At 38.7% G+C, this 17,061-nt stretch carries 17 protein-coding genes and 2 riboswitches; of the genes, 11 read left to right on the top strand and 6 right to left on the bottom strand.

Going from position 1 to position 17,061, the window contains the following annotated elements:
- Positions 1 to 10: 10 nt before the first annotated feature.
- Together ACFX4G_RS17860 and ACFX4G_RS17855 are read right to left on the bottom strand one after the other, a co-directional pair.
- On the bottom strand, positions 11 to 244 hold the full coding sequence (locus ACFX4G_RS17860) for a hypothetical protein (RefSeq protein WP_377575964.1): 234 nt from the start codon (positions 242 to 244) through the stop codon (positions 11 to 13).
- A 316-nt stretch (positions 245 to 560) separates the two neighbouring features.
- On the bottom strand, positions 561 to 746 hold the full coding sequence (locus ACFX4G_RS17855) for a YkvS family protein (protein ID WP_013082245.1): 186 nt from the start codon (positions 744 to 746) through the stop codon (positions 561 to 563).
- Between the two features lie 307 nt (positions 747 to 1,053).
- Here ACFX4G_RS17855 and ACFX4G_RS17850 point away from each other — a divergent pair, with 307 nt between their 5' ends.
- The 4 genes from ACFX4G_RS17850 to ACFX4G_RS17835 all read left to right on the top strand — a co-directional run bounded on the left by ACFX4G_RS17850 (position 1,054) and on the right by ACFX4G_RS17835 (position 3,602).
- Positions 1,054 to 1,899, top strand: coding sequence for a patatin-like phospholipase family protein (locus ACFX4G_RS17850; RefSeq protein WP_097824012.1), 846 nt, complete (start codon positions 1,054 to 1,056; stop codon positions 1,897 to 1,899).
- 17 nt (positions 1,900 to 1,916) lie between these two features.
- A complete protein-coding gene (locus tag ACFX4G_RS17845; RefSeq protein ID WP_013055990.1) occupies positions 1,917 to 2,111 on the top strand; it encodes a hypothetical protein in 195 nt (64 codons plus the stop codon).
- 147 nt (positions 2,112 to 2,258) lie between these two features.
- Positions 2,259 to 2,585, top strand: a complete 327-nt coding sequence (locus ACFX4G_RS17840) for a hypothetical protein (RefSeq protein WP_013082248.1) — start codon at positions 2,259 to 2,261, stop codon at positions 2,583 to 2,585.
- Positions 2,586 to 2,897: 312 nt separating this feature from the next.
- Positions 2,898 to 3,602, top strand: a complete 705-nt coding sequence (locus tag ACFX4G_RS17835) for a cell wall hydrolase (protein WP_377575960.1) — start codon at positions 2,898 to 2,900, stop codon at positions 3,600 to 3,602.
- A 26-nt stretch (positions 3,603 to 3,628) separates the two neighbouring features.
- On the opposite strand, the gene ACFX4G_RS17830 is transcribed toward ACFX4G_RS17835, so the two are convergent.
- Positions 3,629 to 3,988 carry a YueI family protein gene (locus tag ACFX4G_RS17830; RefSeq protein WP_013082250.1) on the bottom strand — a complete coding sequence of 120 codons (360 nt, stop codon included), beginning with the start codon at positions 3,986 to 3,988 and terminating at the stop codon, positions 3,629 to 3,631.
- Between the two features lie 675 nt (positions 3,989 to 4,663).
- On the opposite strand from ACFX4G_RS17830, the gene ACFX4G_RS17825 reads away from it, so the two are divergent.
- From ACFX4G_RS17825 to ACFX4G_RS17805, 5 genes are all read left to right on the top strand, one after another.
- Positions 4,664 to 4,951 carry a hypothetical protein gene (locus ACFX4G_RS17825; RefSeq protein WP_013055995.1) on the top strand — a complete coding sequence of 96 codons (288 nt, stop codon included), beginning with the start codon at positions 4,664 to 4,666 and terminating at the stop codon, positions 4,949 to 4,951.
- 230 nt (positions 4,952 to 5,181) lie between these two features.
- Positions 5,182 to 6,480 (top strand): NCS2 family permease, encoded by a 1,299-nt coding sequence (locus ACFX4G_RS17820; RefSeq protein WP_013055996.1) that lies wholly within the window; start codon positions 5,182 to 5,184, stop codon positions 6,478 to 6,480.
- Positions 6,481 to 6,653: 173 nt separating this feature from the next.
- Positions 6,654 to 7,028, top strand: a complete 375-nt coding sequence (locus ACFX4G_RS17815) for a cytochrome-c oxidase (protein ID WP_377575957.1) — start codon at positions 6,654 to 6,656, stop codon at positions 7,026 to 7,028.
- 204 nt (positions 7,029 to 7,232) lie between these two features.
- Positions 7,233 to 7,496, top strand: coding sequence for a hypothetical protein (locus tag ACFX4G_RS17810; RefSeq protein ID WP_013055998.1), 264 nt, complete (start codon positions 7,233 to 7,235; stop codon positions 7,494 to 7,496).
- 48 nt (positions 7,497 to 7,544) lie between these two features.
- Positions 7,545 to 7,751 (top strand): hypothetical protein, encoded by a 207-nt coding sequence (locus ACFX4G_RS17805; RefSeq protein ID WP_013055999.1) that lies wholly within the window; start codon positions 7,545 to 7,547, stop codon positions 7,749 to 7,751.
- Between the two features lie 57 nt (positions 7,752 to 7,808).
- Here the strand turns inward: ACFX4G_RS17805 and ACFX4G_RS17800 are convergent, their stop codons facing one another.
- The 3 genes from ACFX4G_RS17800 to ACFX4G_RS17790 form a co-directional block, all read right to left on the bottom strand.
- Entirely contained in the window at positions 7,809 to 8,606 is a 798-nt protein-coding gene (locus ACFX4G_RS17800; RefSeq protein WP_013082254.1) for a Cof-type HAD-IIB family hydrolase, read from the bottom strand.
- 381 nt (positions 8,607 to 8,987) lie between these two features.
- The gene (gene metH, locus ACFX4G_RS17795; RefSeq protein ID WP_377575953.1) at positions 8,988 to 12,431 is read right to left on the bottom strand and encodes a methionine synthase; all 3,444 of its coding nucleotides are present in this window, start codon (positions 12,429 to 12,431) and stop codon (positions 8,988 to 8,990) included.
- Positions 12,432 to 14,270, bottom strand: a complete 1,839-nt coding sequence (locus ACFX4G_RS17790; protein WP_013082256.1) for a bifunctional homocysteine S-methyltransferase/methylenetetrahydrofolate reductase — start codon at positions 14,268 to 14,270, stop codon at positions 12,432 to 12,434. It abuts the gene before it with no gap.
- 107 nt (positions 14,271 to 14,377) lie between these two features.
- Positions 14,378 to 14,484: riboswitch (SAM riboswitch) on the bottom strand.
- A 339-nt stretch (positions 14,485 to 14,823) separates the two neighbouring features.
- Here ACFX4G_RS17790 and ACFX4G_RS17785 point away from each other — a divergent pair.
- Positions 14,824 to 15,858, top strand: a complete 1,035-nt coding sequence (locus tag ACFX4G_RS17785; protein ID WP_237074669.1) for a YkvI family membrane protein — start codon at positions 14,824 to 14,826, stop codon at positions 15,856 to 15,858.
- Positions 15,859 to 15,965: 107 nt separating this feature from the next.
- A riboswitch (FMN riboswitch) is annotated at positions 15,966 to 16,116 on the top strand.
- A gap of 279 nt (positions 16,117 to 16,395) precedes the next feature.
- Entirely contained in the window at positions 16,396 to 17,055 is a 660-nt protein-coding gene (gene ribE, locus ACFX4G_RS17780) for a riboflavin synthase (protein ID WP_377575948.1), read from the top strand.
- Positions 17,056 to 17,061 lie beyond the last annotated feature (6 nt).

Genomic DNA, 17,061 nt, shown 5'->3' with positions numbered 1-17,061 from the left:
GGCTTTTTTTCTATCTTCCGTCACCATCCGCATCTCCATCTCCACCGCTATCTCCATCGCCATCATGATCGTGGTTAGAAACAGTTTCACTCCAGCTTGTGTAGGAGTTAGAATCTTCTTCGGCATAATTCATGGGTTCAACGGATGTTTTTTTATTTGAAGTTTGTTTGCGTTTAAAAACGAACTGCACGATGAAAAAAAGAATGACAATAAGAGCAACGATAAACAATACAGTATCAAACATGCTAGTAATTCCTTTCGGTAAGAAGATAGTAGTAGCTTGTTCTTATTGTCACACGAAAATAAGCCCCTTTCAAGAAAAAATGGGGCCTGTTTTTGTTTCTTTAAGGAAACTTTTTTTATCTCAGCCATATATTATTGTATAAAGAAACATTTTAGAAAAGAGGGAGTACAGTGAAAAAAAGTTCGAAGGATGTTAAGGTGCAACAGTATATTTACCTCATGTATAAGCTGGGGATTATTACAGAAGAACAAAAGAATCAATTCTTTCAAAATCAATAAAAAAGCAACCGCTTTTGCTGTGCGGCTGCTTTTTTCCTTTACATAGCTGGATTAATGATGATGTAGTTTTTGTGGTTGACAACAGTTCGCTGCTCTAAGTCTAAATCGCGGTAGTTTGTCATGTAAGTCAAATCTACAATCACGGAGTTTTCATTTACTTTTTCGACAATGCCCTGTAAGCCATTTTTAAATTCTATCAAGTTTCCTACCTCTGCTATTTTCATGATTCATCGCTCCTTTGTTTTAAATTAGTTCATTATAAATTTTTTAAATAATTTTAATTTTAAAAATAGTAAAACTAGTTAGCGTTTTCTTTTTTACAATTTTGCCTTAAAACTGGGAATTAGTAAAGGGTTTTTTGAAAAAATATAAAATAAAATTGAAAAAATAAGTAAAATGTGCTGAGAAATAAAAGGAATTGGTAGCTTTAACGAAAGAGAGAAGCAGGACAGTTCCATCTTTGTTCACCTTTCGTTATAATAAACGAGGTATAATCTTGTCATAAATTATAAGAATTAGAAGGTGTAGAAATTGAAAGATACTGGACTCGTGCTCGAAGGAGGCGGTATGAGAGGCCTTTATACAACTGGAGTTTTAGATTACTTTATGGAAAGAAATCTGTACCTTCCGTATGTAATTGGCGTTTCAGCCGGCGCTTGTCATGCCACTTCTTATTTATCTAGACAAATAGGAAGAAGTCGCAAAGCTAATTTAGATTTTTTAGAGGATCCTCGCTACTTGTCGTGGAAAAATTATTTTAAAACAAAAGAGATATTTGGAATGGATTTCGTTTTTGATGAAATTCCTAATCAGCTTCTTCCATTTGACTTTGAGGCATTTGCTGAGCGTACAGAGAAGCTTGTAGTAGGAGCAACGGACTGCTTGACGGGAGAACCCGTTTATTTTGATGAATATGACCGGGACATTTTGACAGCGGTTCGCGCTTCTAGTTCCCTTCCATTTTTAGCACCTGTCGTTACATATAAAGGAAAAGAGCTGTTAGACGGAGGAATCAGTGATCCGATTCCAATCAAAAAAGCAGTGCAGGATGGATATAGAAAAAATATTGTTGTGCTAACGCGAAACGAAGGATATCGAAAAAAGAAATCAAATATGCTTTGGTTATTGAAGCGCAAATACCGTCATTATGATGGGCTGACTCGTGCGCTTGAGAACCGCTATAAATTGTATAATGAAACATTGTCATATATTGAAGAACAGGAAAGACAGGGGAATATCTTTGTGATTCGTCCGCAAACCCCTCTTGTAGTAGGGCGAATTGAGAAGAATCGTGAGCGTCTCGACGCTCTTTACAACCAAGGATATAAAGAAGCAGAAGCTCAATTTGCATCTCTGCAAAATTGGCTGAACAGTTAAAAGCGAGGTGAAACTGAATGGATGAACAAACAGCAATAAACATGTTGAATGAGTTAAGTGAAGGAAAAGTAACCGAAATTAAAGTTAAAAAAGAAGACTTTCTTGCTTTTCGCCCTTTTTTAGTAAATCGCCCTGATTTCAAACATTTTCGTGGAATAGCTGGACGCGGTGGAGATTTCACCTATACGTATCTAGAAATTCCTAGGAGCTAAACGAAATGATGGCATTATTTGATTATGCCTTATATAATGGATGTATGAGCCTGTACAGTAGAGAATATACTGTTACAAGTGCTTGTGCGTTTATTTAGTAACGTACGGTAAGAGCGAATAAACGTGTTTAGTTATAGGAGGGATATTATGGATGAGTTTCGAAAAAGTACAGCACCTTTTTATTTTGCAGATCATATATGGAAAGATAAAAATGGAATGACGACTTATGGGATGCTGTTAACGAACCGGCCCGAAGATGACGGGGACTATGACCTCCATTCGTTATTAGAAGAAGCATATGTAGATCATAAAAAAATTCTAATTACTACTGTTTACGACAACAGTGAACAGCAGTTGACCGGATACGTGATACATTTATCAGATGATCAAGACGTCTTTACGTTTATGGATGATACGGGTGCTAAGCTAGTGATTGATTTCTATGATGTTGTAGAAATTGAGATCGAAGATTAAAAAGAGCTGAATGTTGATTACAACATTCAGCTTTTTTGTGTAAAAGTAGATGAATTTAAATGTTTATCATAAGAATTATAAGGGAAAAATGAATGAAGAAATTTCTGATTAAACTGAAATAAACCGGGAAAATATACCTGTATTTTAGAAAAATTACCGTGATTATGACAAAAAACAAGGTACAATGTCATAATTGTGTTCCGAACGTAATTTTGTTCATCAAACTTAAAGAAATGTAATTGAATCGTTCGGTGAAACCCCTATATAGCTATGATAGAGTAATACCATACGAAATTTCAGGAGGTATTACCTATGAAACATAGTTATATGAAATCAATGGTAGTAGCTTGTTTAGCTACTCTTTCATTTATAGGTTTTAATGCAACAGCTACGGCTGCAACTAATTATAAAGTAGTCAAAGGCGATAGTCTTTGGAAGTTAGGTAAAAGATATAGTGTAACAATTGACGATATTAAAAAATTAAACAATCGTCAAGGAGATATGATTTATATTGGTGAAACATTAGCGATTCCGAGTAAGACAAAAGTGCTGGCTGCTGAAACAACGGAACCTTCAACGGCAGCCCCGGCTAAGCCAGAAGCAAAACCAGAAGCAAAACCCGCGGAGCAGGAAACACCTGCAGTTTCGATTTCAGCAAATGAAAAAGATTTATTAGCTCGCTTAGTAGAAGCTGAAGCAAAAGGCGAATCATATGAAGGAAAAGTAGGGGTAGCAACAGTGGTGTTAAACCGTGTAGATTCTCCGAAGTTTCCAGATACGGTAACAGGAGTTATTAAACAAGTTGTCGGAAAAGCATACGCTTTTTCACCGGTCCAAAACGGATCAATTAACAAACCTGCTTCAGAAGATTCGAAAAAAGCAGTAGAGCAAGCATTGACTAGAAAAGATCGTTTAGACGATTCCATTTACTTTTATAATCCAAAAACAGCTACCGATAACTGGATTCGTTCACGTGCTGTAATTAAAACAATTGATCATCATGTATTTGCCAAATAAAAAAGAGCCGTTCTGGCTCTTTTTTTTTAGTCTAAAAAAATATCTCGTTCCAAACTGCCTTCAGAACCTGTTAAAACCAGACCAATATCGGTATCAGCTTCTAAGTTCTGAACGATAGTAAAAGGCACTTTATGTTGGTTAGCCGCTTGAATATAGGGGGAGAGGTATGAGTAAGACAAGGAGCCATTTAAAAACAAATGACCGTCTTTCACTTTTTTTAAAAGAGGCTTTATTTTTGCTGCATCCTTTTTCATGACTTGCCCTTTTTTTAGCGCAAGTTCAATATTCTCACGTAGAGCAGTTAAGAAATATCTTCTTTCGTCTCTTTTTGTTTCCTTTGCTCCGTACATTCCTCGTTCTAAGTATTCTTCTAGTTGATCAGACATTGCGTCACTTCCTTTCGTTATAAACTATAAACGATTATGGCTATAAGTAAAAGGGACAGGAAAAAAGGAAAATCACTGTGCTATATCACCTGTTTTTTTGCTGAGTACAAAGAAAAACAAAAAATGTGTTGAAATTTAGCCTAAAATATTGTTTAATGTAAATAGATAGAAAATCATATCGGTTTTTTATTAAAGGTTTGTAAGCGATTACAGATATACATACATAGCAGCGTTTGGGGAGACGCTCCTATGATTTTATGTTCAAAGCGCATTGTATAAAAAGGGGATTATATAGCTTTAGGGCATATACGGTCAAGCAAAGGGTCAGATAAATTAATAAAAAATCGTTATGTATTTTCATAAGAAGAACGGTCAACATTTTTGTTGAGCGTTCTTTTTATGCGTTCATATTATGTTTATTCCTCATTGCAGCAGGTGCTGAAAATCGTAAAGGTCCATTCCTCGTTTCATCTCTCTTATTTTACATAAGTTACATGTAGTATGTTTCAAAGTCTTAAAAAATATATGTCTCTACGCTTGTTTAATCCTAACGAGGTGGTAGAAAAGGAATATTTTTTAAGAAATCACAAAAAAAGAGGCGATTGCCTATGCAAGAAGTAGGTGAATAACATATGTAATAAAGAGAATGAAATATAATTTGAGGAGGCATGTATCATGCAAGAATTTGATATTAATGACATAAGAAGACCATTCGGTGGTTTTGGAGGCTTTGGTCGTCCAGGATTCGGTTTCGGTCGCCCAGGTTTTGGTTTCGGTCGTCCTGGTTTTGGCTTTGGCCGTCCTGGTTTTGGCTTTGGCTTTGGTCGCCCTTGGGGTTGGGGCTTTGGAGCTCCATTTCTTGGAGGATTAGTTCTTGGAAGTGCATTAGGAGGTCCAGGTTATTATGGTTATCCAGCACCATATTATCCGCCGTACCCACCATATTATCCTTATTATTATTAAAACAATGAGCGCTGATAAAGCGCTCTTTTATTATGTCCAGTCCAAGATATATATAGAATGAATGCAAGACGTTACATTTAGAAAATGATAACAGTTTTAAATAAGGAATGAACGCTTAAGCTAAAGGAGACAAGTTTTCCTTGCAACAATTGTTGATTTTGCTATAATAACTTCGGTGGCATTTTTGGTCACTGGGTGGGCGAGGGATAGATGAAAAGAAGGAAATTAGATTGAACGCATTATTTGAAAAGTTGTTTCGTTTAAACGACCACCAAACAACTGTTGGAAAAGAAAGTTTAGCTGGGGTCATTTCATTTCTTTCCATCGTGTATATTATTGCCGTTAATTCAACCATTTTGTCTGATGCTGGTATTCCGCTTGAAGCAGGAATATTCGCAACAGTAGCTTCGGCTTTTGTAGGCTGTGTTATTATGGCTTTTTGGGCAAACGCGCCTCTTATTTTGGTGCCAGGTATGGGGATTAATGCATTGTTTACGTATACGATGGTTCAATCAATGGGGTTATCTTGGCAAGAAGGGTTATTAGCAGTAGTGATATCCGGCTTTCTTTTTATAGCATTAGCTTTCTCACGACTGTCTGCCAAAATTGTCTCTTCGATTCCGCATTCGCTAAAAGAAGCGATAACAGTCGGTGTTGGCTTATTTTTAACATTTATCGGTTTGCAAAAAGGGAAGCTTGTAGTTCCAAGCGAAAACACTTTTGTAGCACTTGGAGACTTGTCAGATCCGTTTGTGATCAGTACGCTGTTGACGTTAATTATCACAATCGTACTGTTTATCCGAAATGTGAAAGGTAACTTTTTGTTAAGCATGATTGCTGGATCAGTCCTTGCCTTCTTACTTGGTGTAAGAAGCGGTGCAGAAAAAGGACAGTCCGCTGGTAGCGTGAACGACTTCTTTAGCAGCTTTGGCACATTGTCTTTTGGAGCTATTGGAGACGTTGCGTTTTGGGCAGCTGTCTTTTCATTAACAATGGTATTGATTTTTGAAAATATCGGTTTGCTGCATGGTCAGCTAGGTATGATGAATCAAGATAGCAAATTTCCGCGGGCCTTTCAAGCAACAGCCGCCTCAGCTTTGCTAAGCGGCGTGTTTGGAACAAGTCCAACGGTGTCTTCTGTAGAAGGAGCATCTGGTATTGCAGCTGGAGGGCGAACGGGTTTAACATCGCTGATTACAGGAGTTTTATTTTTAAGTTCACTTCTGTTTATTCCATTTATCAAGCTGGTTCCAGATAGTGCTATTGCACCTATTCTTATTGTTATTGGAGCATTGATGATTCAAAATATCAAAAACATCAATTTACAGGACTTAACAGAAGGTTTCCCTGCATTTTTAATTATTGCGCTTATTCCTCTTACGTACAGCATTGCTGATGGAATTGCATTTGGGTTCATTGCGTATCCACTGCTTAAATTATTCCTTGGTAAAATGCGTGAAGTATCGATGTTTATGTATGTAAGCGCGCTGTTGTTTTTCTTGAATTTTGTGCTGCATTATATTGCTTAAAATAGACAGCTGAGTACTTTTGCTCAGCTGTTTTTTGTGTTTGCGGTAAAGAATCCTCTTTTTAGATATCATACTCTGTATTTCGTGTCCTTTGGCTAACTTCCGCTTCTAAAATGACGTTTCCTGCGTAAAGTAGTACAGAAGTCGGAGGGGGATATAAGGGGGAGAAAATGATGGGAATTAAATTAATTAAAATATCAGCCGTTTATTTTGGACTTGGCATCATATTGGGGTATTATATGTCAATTGTTCACAGCTACGCTTTGACTCCTGTTCACGTGCACATCAATTTATTAGGATGGACGTCGCTTACGTTAGCGGGACTTATTTATTATTTGTTTCCTGCGTTTAGCGAAAGTAAATTAGCCAAACTGCACGTATGGTTGCATAATATAGGATTACCGGTCATGATGATTGGTTTATTTTTCATGATCGTACTAGAAAACCAAGCTTTTGCACCCGTAGTGGCAGCAGGGGCAACACTTACGGCTATTGGCGTTTTAATTTTCGTATACCACATCCTTAAAAATTTGAAATCTGAACGATAAACGAAGAAGGTCGTTGACGATGACTGCTAATTTCAAAAGGAAAAAGAACCAGCTATAGCGAATATACATGTAAACAAGGTGAAAGTGTGATTTACATAAAGGTGTGCTAGGCATCTTTATAAGGAGGGGTAAGCTGCAAGGATTTCTAGCTCTTATAAAAGCCAATAAAAGGGCTGATTATAAGTTTCTTGCGGCGGAGATACTATGGGAGAACATCAACAATTAGTGCGTGTTAGGGAGCTAGCAAATGAAATTATTCGACTTCGTCTTCAAGACCGTACGACTTATGACGAATTAGAGTTGCAAAATAATGTAGAGTTGTTGTCTCGTTCTGTGGTTGACTTAGTAAACATTATGTTAGCCGAAGATGTGGATTCGTCTACGTCTTTAAAAGCTACAGCTTCTAAAATGAAAATGGTGTATAATAACATGCATCAAGCTGAGAAAAAAGATTATTTGCATTTCTAATTGCTAGGCTCCTTTTCGCCACAAACGAAATGGAGGTGTACGAGGCAGATGCTATCGTCACTAACGACTTCTGAAGCTATTGTAGCATCCGTTCTTGCACTGGTTGTCATTGCCGTTTCCATTATCTTTTTTGCCACTCTTATTATGGTTGTTGTTCGACGAGAAAGAATCAGCAGCTTGGTTAATCACGGAGAGCATGCAGATGGAAAGCAAAAAAGCTTAGGTGAATTTTTTCGTTCTTTACGGAAAAAATAACTACCGTTTTCTTATTAAATAGATAAAAGCGGTCAATTTAAATGTTGACCGCTTTTTTTAGATGGTTTGCTTATTTTTTTCTAAAACAATACCCGCTGCTTCACTAACAGATGACACAACAGCAGAGGCGTGGCGCTGCACAGCTTCAGGGGCTGTAGCCATAGCGAAACTGTTCGGCGTTAATTGAAACATAGGAATATCATTAAATGAATCCCCCACACATGCAATTTCCTCTGGTTTTAGCTGAAGATGATTTAATAAAATTTCAATGGCATTTCCTTTGCTGATATGTTTAGGCATAATATCCAAACACTGCTTGGCAGAAATATATGTATCAATATAATCACCAAACTCTTCGTTCACTTCTTTTTGCAGAGCTACCATTTCATCATGATCTCCAAGAACCGTGATTTTAGATGGAGAAAGAGCATGACCAAATGAATCCGTCATTTCAATTTGTTCTTCGATAGGGAAAAACATGTGAGTTTCAATCGCTTCAATAATTTCATTTCGCTGCTCTACATAATTCGTGTCGTTTGAACAGACAAGTGTGATACGGTTAGGATCTATCGTTTTTTTATAAAGTTGAACCGCTAAATCATCTTCAAACACTTTTCCATGAAGTTCTTGATTTTCTTTGGTCCACACAAATCCTCCGTTTTGGCTAATGCGATGAAATGTATTATTAATATCAGTAGAAATCTTTAAAATTTCCGTATCCATTCGTCCAGACGCAAGACAAACCTCTACTCCTTGGCGCTGAAGTTCACTAAGTGCGTCTGCATTATGCTGTTCTACGTATTTTTCTTCGTGTAAAAGAGTGCCATCTAAGTCGCTTACAAATAATTTAATCATTGCTTGAAAATTCCTTTCCCTGAAAAATTTGCTGTGACAAGAGCGTTACAAATTTATTACATTCCTTATTCTATCAGTGTTTCCCAAGAAACTCATAAAAAAAGCTCAGACCGGCGGTGAATTCAAAGAGATTAAGACATAACTGCATCAATTTTTTCCGCAGGAGTCTTTGCCTTGCCTTTCAGTCAACAGTTAGAAACAGCTACATGAAATCCAGTTCACGATCACAATGAAAAAAATCCGAACGCAGTTGATTCTCAATTAAGAATCTGGATTTACGGTTCGGATCTTTCTTCAGCTAAAATCCATTTTTCGCAGCCTTTTTTTCAGGTTTGTTCACTGTAAAAAAACAGCCGCGGTCTAAAAGACCGCGGCCATATTTTACAATACGTTAAAATATTTCGCTTCAGGATGTGCAAAAACAAGGGCTGTAACAGAAGCTTCTGGTTCCATCATGAAACCGTCTGTTAACTGAATGCCGATGTCTTCTGGTTTAAGTAATTTAAACAGTTTTGCTTGGTCCTCAAGGTCTGGACATGCAGGATATCCGAATGAAAAACGCTGACCTTGGTATTTGGCTGAAAAACGCTCCGCCATTGTAAAGTCAGGCGAATCGGGGAATCCCCAGCGGTCACGAATTTGCTGATGAACACGTTCTGCTAATCCTTCAGCTAGTTCAAGCGCAAGAGCTTGGAACACGTGACTCTTTAAAAACTCGCCGTTTTCTTTGAATTTCGCCGCGCGTTCGCGAATGCCTGTTCCTGCTGTTACAGAGAAGAAACATACATAGTCCATCTCTTTTTCTTTAGGCTTTGCAAAATCAGATAAGCACAAGAACTGTCCTTTTGCTTGTCGAGGGAAGGTAAAGCGTTCAATTTCTGTTTTTTCATCAGCAGGATCATAAATAATTAAATCATTTCCGTCTGCTTGAGCAGGGAAGAACTGATAAATAACCGCTGGCTTAATTAAGTTTTCTTTTAGTGCCAGTTCGAGCAGGTCATCAACGGTTTCTTTTAATTGAACAGCACGCTCATCTTTTTCAGCAAGCAGCTTATTCACTTTTCCTTTTAGTCCTAAGTGATGGCCTAAAAGCATCTGCCAGTTAATATACGGAAGAACCTGTGCCAAATCGTAGTGTTTAACAACGTGGCGCTTTAAATCAGTAGGTACAAAAACAGGAGCGTCCGTTGAAATGGCGGATCTTTCTAAAACAGCCGTAGCTGCTTGAGCGGTTTGAGGCTGGCGTTCTCGAACCGTTACTTTCTTTTCTTGCCGCGTTTTTAAATCTGCTAAAAGCTGAATAACTTCTTCTTTGTTCTGCAGCTTATTTGCTAACGCTAATCCGTCCATCGCATCTTTGGCGTAGAGGACCGCACCTTCATATTCCGGGGCAATTTTAAAGTCAGTAAATTTACGGGAAAGGGCAGCGCCTCCTACCATAATTGGAACATCAATGCTTGATTGCGTTAAATCTTGGGCAGTCAAAACCATTTGCTGAGCTGACTTTACTAGAAGACCTGACAGGCCAATGATGTCTGGCTTTTCTTCTTTTACTGCTTCAATCAGCTGCTGGGGCGTTACTTTAATTCCTAAATCTATTACTTTAAAACCATTGTTGCTTAAAATGATGTCTACTAAGTTTTTACCGATATCATGCACGTCGCCTTTAACCGTTGCAAGAATCACTTTGCCTTTTCCAGAATCATTTTCAGTTGCTTCCATATGAGGTTCTAAAAAGGCAACGGATGCTTTCATCACTTCCGCACTTTGAAGCACTTCTGCTACAATCAGCTGGTTGTCATTAAACAAACGTCCAACTTCCGCCATGCCCTTCATAAGCGGTCCGTTAATAATATCTAACGGATCATCATATTGAGCTAAAGCCTGTTCTAAATCAGGAAGCAATCCTTCTTTTGTACCTTCGACAATATACATTGCCAATCGTTCTTCGAGTGTTAACGTAGAAATTTCTACTTTTGCTTCTTTCTTTTTATCACGATAAAAGTCGGTAAACGTGCTTAACGTTTCATCAGTTGTGTTAAATAACAACGCATTAGCAAGCTCAATTTCAGCTTCTGGAATAGAAGCATAGCGCTCTAACTTTTCGGTATTAACAATGGCATAATCGAGTCCAGCCTGCGTACAGTGATAAAGATAAACCGCATTTAGTACTTCACGTCCGACTGGAGGAAGACCGAATGACACGTTACTTACGCCAAGAATGGTCAGGCAATCAGGCAGGGCTTCTTTAATCATTTTAATTCCCTTAACTGTTTCTTCAGCAGAACCAATATATTGTTCATCACCAGTCCCTACAGGAAACACAAGAGGGTCAAAAATAATATCTTTTGGATTAAAGCCATGTTTTTCAACAAGCAAATCATGTGAGCGTTTAGCAATCTCTACTTTTCGTTCTGCAGTAACGGCCATGCCTGTTTCATCGATTGTACCCACAACCAGAGCTGCACCGAATTTTTTTACTAGCGGTAAGATTGCATCAAAACGCTCTTCACCATCTTCTAAGTTAATGGAGTTAATAATGACCTTACCTTGCGAGTATGTTAAAGCTTTTTCAATAACTTTCTCGTCCGTTGAATCGATTACAAGAGGAACCTTCACTTTTTTTACAACTTCTTGAATAAATTCCTCCATGTCTTCCATTTCTTCACGGTCCGGATCTGCCAAGCAAATATCAATAACGTGAGCACCATTTTTAACTTGAGCACGCGCAATTTCAGATGCTTCTTCAATTTTTCCTTCCGCAATCAGACGCTTGAACTTGCGAGAACCGATTACATTCGTACGTTCTCCCACAAAAAGAGGGCGCATAGAATCGTCATATACAAGCGGTTCAATACCGGTTACAGCATGGTTATGCTCGGAGCGATCAAGCGAACGGGGCGCAACCTCTTTTACCGCTTCCGCCAGTGCTTTAATATGAGCAGGCGTTGTACCGCAGCATCCGCCTACAAAGTTCAGCCAGCCTTTATCAGCAAACCCTTTAATTTTTTGAGCAAGCAGCTCAGGGGATTCATGATAATTGCCTTCTTCATCCGGAAGTCCAGCGTTTGGATAACAGCTAACTGCTGAAGTGGCTAGGTCTGAAAGAGAGCGAATATGATCCGTCATAAATTCAGGGCCTGTCGCGCAGTTAAGTCCGACTGAAAGAGGCTTCATGTGTTCCAGTGATAAGTAAAAAGATTCGATATCTTGACCAGCGAGAGTTGTTCCCATCGGCTCAATTGTTCCTGAAATCATAATAGGAACTTCGATTTTAAGTTTTTCAAACGCAGCTGTAATGCCTAAAAATGCGGCTTTTACGTTCAGCATGTCTTGACAGGTTTCGACTAAAAGCAAGTCAACGCCGCCGTCTAACAAACCTCGAGCTTGCTCTTCGTACGATTCTACTAACTCAGGGAATGTAATACCTCCGGTAACAGAGAGAGTTTTAGTGGTAGGACCGATAGCTCCAGCTACGAACCTAGGCCATTCGGGAGTTGAATATTTATCGCGGGCTGCACAAGCAAGCTTCACAGCTTCGATATTCAATTCATACGCCAAGTGACCTAAATCGTATTCATCAAGTACGGTAGATGTTGAGCCAAACGTATTGGTTTCAATGATGTCAGCACCTGCTGCAAAGTACTCTTCATGAATGCGCTGAATCACATGAGGCGCTGTTCGAGTCAAATATTCGTTGCAGCCTTCATATTCTTCGCCGCCAAAATCTTCAGCGGTTAAATCAGCATCTTGAATCATCGTTCCCATTGCTCCATCGATGACGAGTATTCGCTTCTTTAGTTGTTGTTCGATAAGTGAGCTCATTTATATCTTCCTTTCTGATGTAACAAGTTGCTTGTCATGAATATAGCGTGTTAGAATTTCGGTCATTTCATAGCGCATAAACGGCGTAATTAAGTAAATACCGTCAAATAACTCATATGCTGTATCAATTAAGTTTTTTGCAATCGCAAGACCTTCGACTTCACCGCGGATTCGGTCATTTCCCGTTGCATCCATGCGTTCTAGAATATCTTCTGATAATTTAATTCCAGGTACTTCATGGTGAATAAATCGAGCATTTCTTGCGCTTGTTAACGGCATGATACCGATATATACCGGTGTTGTTAAATGTTTGGTTGCTTCATATACCTCTTCAATTTGCTTAGTTGAATAGAGAGGCTGAGTAATGAAATAGTGAGCCCCGCAGTCGATTTTCTTTTCCAAACGCTGAACGGCTCGGTCTAAGTGACGCACGTTTGGGTTAAAGGCAGCTGCAATGGAAAAATTGGTTTTTTGACCAAGTGGTTTGCCGGAATAAGATAGTCCTTCATTAAACTGAGCGATTAAACTAATCAAGTCAAATGAAGATAAATCGTAGACCGAAGTGGCGCCAGGGAAATCGCCAACTTTTGACGGATCACCGGTAATTGCAAGTACTTGATTCATTCCTAGCGTATGAAGTCCCATTAAATGAGATTGAAGTCCAATTAAATTTCGGTCGCGACAGGTAATATGAATAAGCGGTCGTGCTTTTGTTTCTTGCTGCATCAGTGTTGCCATTGCTAAGTTGCTGATGCGAGGTGAGGCAAGAGAATTATCAGCTAATGTAATAGCATCTACGCCGACTTTATCAAGTGCTTTTGCGCCTTCTAAAAATTTCGTCGGACCAAGCTGTTTAGGCGGATCTAGCTCGACGATAACCGAGCGGCGCTTCTTCACAATTTCATGCATATGAGGTTTATCCTGCTGCTCACGCTCTTGAACCGTAACGGCAGGTCTCATTTTAACAACTTTGCTTGTAATCGGAGGCAGGTCTTTTAAGGCAGATGACATTGCGCGTACGTGAGCTGGTGTTGTACCGCAGCATCCTCCAATTAAGCGAACCCCTTGTTCGCGGAATAAACGCGCGCTTTCTACAAAGTAGTCTTCATTTGTTTCATATTCCAGCTTTCCTTCCACATACGCCGGAAGGCTGGCATTAGGGTAAGCAGATAAGAAAGCACGATCAGGAAGCGGTACTTCTTCAAGAGACTGAATCATATGATAAGGACCTAAACGGCAGTTTAGCCCGACAACATCTGCTCCCAGCGCCTCTAATTCTTTTAATGCATCTGCTAAAGGACGGCCATCTTGCAGTACGCCAATATCATGCAGGGAAACGTGAGTAATAATAGGCTTATCCGTTTCTTTTCTTGCCAGTGTAAGAACGGTTTTTAATTCTTCGAAATCATAGTATGTTTCAAACAAAAGGCCATCCACGCCTTCATTTAAAAGCCAAAACATCTGTTCACGAATGCTTCGCTTAACCTCTTCTAAACTAATAGCGTTTTTTTGGAAAGAACGAATTCCGCCGAGTGTACCAACCACGTAAGCTTGATCTTTTGCAGCTTGTTTCGCTAATTTTACACCAGCAACATTGATGTCTTTGACTGAATCTTCTAATCCATAACGGGCAAGTTTTTGATAATTAGCAGCGTACGTATTTGTTTGAATAACGTTTGCACCAGCTTCTACATAGGCTCTGTGAATACGAGAAACCTCTTCTGGTTTGGTGATGTTTAGTTCTTCAAAACAGCTGTCAATACCGTGTGAGTAAAGGAGGGTACCAGTGGCACCATCCCCAATTAAAATTTTAGACTTTAAATCTTCAAGTAACCCCATGTCAAAACCTCCTTAAATTGTTCCGCTTCTATTTCACGAGTGATTCGTTTTATGCAATATGCCGATAAAATAGAAAAAGTCTTCTTAAGAAGAAGACTTTTTTCGCCTTCTTATCTTCCAAGCAATAAATTGCTTGCTGGATTTAGCACCATGTCTCTAACGACTGGTTGCTGAGGTTTCAAAGGGCCAGTCCCTCCACCTCTCATGATAAGAATCAATTGTATATAATTGAAACATATTTTTTTAAATAGAAAGAATACTTATTTAATAATTTATCTGATTTTTAGAAATTATACAACAGTAAATTGTGAATTTCCAGCAAATATTGAGGGAAATTTAAAAGCTAAAGGGAAAATATCCGTATATTTTGTTTGAAAATGACTGTTATGTTAGGGGTTAAGGAGTTTTTTGTGAGAAATACAAAAAGAAAATGAAAAAAATAAACCAAAAGGCACAAGCACTGGGATATGCGTAGATTTACACGTAAAAAGGCTCGTCTTTTTTTTATCGTTTCTACATATAGTGAACTATGAAGGGTAGAAGGGTGATGGGCATGAAAAGGTGGAAACTCACGCTGCAGGTTGCTGCTACGTATGTAGGCACCGTTGTAGGAGCCGGTTTTGCAACAGGCAAGGAAATCGTTCAATTTTTTACACAGTACGGGGAACTTGGAATGGTCGGAATTTTGGTCAGCGGCTTGTTTTTTATTTGGCTAGGTTCAAAAATGATGCTGCTTTCGCACGCAATTGGGGCTTCTTCTTATCAGCAGCTTAATACATATTTATTTGGTGATGTGCTTGGAAAAGTGGTAAACGGTGTAATGATTGTCATTTTATTTGGAGTAACTTCAGTCATGCTAGCGAGTACGGGAGCAATAGGAAAAGAACAGTTTGGGCTGTGGCCTCCTGTTGGAATGATTTTTACAATTGTTTTAACTTATATATTTATCGCAAAAGGAATTAACGGTATTTTAATGGTTAATTCTCTTGTTGTACCGATGATGCTTTCATTTGCTTTTATCATCTTTATGCCGAATATCAGCTATTTCTCACTGATTCAAACGAAGCCGGATTTAACGCTCGTCACGCAGTGGAAGTGGGCGGTTAGTCCCTTTTTATATATTTCCCTGAATCTAGCTTTGGCTCAGGCCGTTTTGGTCCCATTAGGAAGCTCGGTGAAAGATAGGAGCGTGATTACAAAAGGGGCCTTAATAGGAGGATGTGTACTTACGTTTATGCTTGTTTCTACTCATCTTGCCCTTTCCAATTTGCCTTATTCATTTCAACTTGATATTCCGATGAGTGCCGTTGTTAAAAATATCTCAGCGTGGGTGAATGTTTTATTTACGGTAGTTGTGTTGGGCGAGATTTTTACTACATTGATTGGAAATGTATTTGGCATCGCTAAGCAGCTTCAGTCATTTCTTCCCCTCAATGACAAACAAGCTTTTGCGTTTATTATCTTGGCTTGCTTTATTATTGGGCAATTCGGATATGCCCAGCTTCTTGAGTTTTTGTATCCGATATTTGGCTATATTGGACTAGCTTTTGTATGGATGCTATGTATTAAAAAAGAAAAAATAAGCTAAAAGCTGGATTTTAAAGAATAGATGTGAAAAAACGAAGTTAAATGATGTGACAAGTCGATTTTACTTTGCTATAATGTAAAACAAATAAGACTATAGCAGTCGAATATATTATCCTTCGGGGTCGGGTGTAAGTCCCAACCGGCGGTGATAAAGCGTATGCTTTTAAGCCCGTGACCCGTTTTCATACGATGTATGTTAGCGGTGGATCTAGTTAAAATCTAGAGCCGACAGTAAAAGTCTGGATGGGAGAAGGATCAGGAAGCACAGTTGTTTTTTTTGTGTTGAATTAATAAGGGGCACGCTTGCCTTTTTTAAAGCTACCCTTGTTTTTATACGCAAAATATAACTGTTTATTTCGTATACAATTAGCGGAATTTTGCATAGATAAAACTGATTCAGCTCAGCCGACCCCTTGGACATTTGTTCAAGGGGCTTTTTTATTTTCAGTGGTTGGGGGAAAGATAAATATGAAAAAAAAGCAGCTGCTATTTCAAAACGGTATAAGAAGTTGGAATAGCGCCAAAGCAGGTGAAGAAAATGTTCACAGGTATTATTGAAGAAATTGGAAAAATAAAACGTATTCAAAAGGCTACAGAAGCAATTGTTCTTACGATTGATGCGAAGACCGTGTTAGAAGATGTGAACTTAGGAGACAGTATTTCAGTTAACGGCGTTTGTTTAACCGTAACGGCTTACTCTCAAAATGAATTTACGGTCGACGTCATGCCGGAGACGATTAAAGCAAGTACCCTTCAGCTTCTAACCATTGGATCACGTGTTAACTTAGAGCGGGCGATGGCTGCAAATGGCCGGTTTGGAGGGCATTTCGTTAGCGGACACGTTGATGGAATTGGGACTATTGTAAGCAAAACACGTAAAGGAAATGCTTTTTATTATGAAATTCAAGTCGATCCTGAACTTCGTGAATTTATGATGTTAAAAGGATCTGTTTCCGTAGACGGAACAAGTCTTACTATTTTTGATGTCAGCAACCAATCATTTACTATTTCTCTTATTCCTCATACGGTGCTCCACACAGTCGTTGGAGACAAACAGCGAGGAGACAAGGTGAATATTGAATGCGATATGTTAGCTAAATATATGCATCAGATGATGATAAATAAGTCAACTCCTGGCGCCTCGAATCGTTCAGGTAACATGAAGGATTTATTGCAGCAGCATGGTTTTACAAATTAACAGTGA

The organism is Priestia sp. YIM B13486 (assembly GCF_042787865.1).
GTDB lineage: Bacteria > Bacillota > Bacilli > Bacillales > Bacillaceae_H > Priestia > Priestia megaterium.
This window is presented reverse-complemented; position numbering and strand designations above follow the sequence as displayed.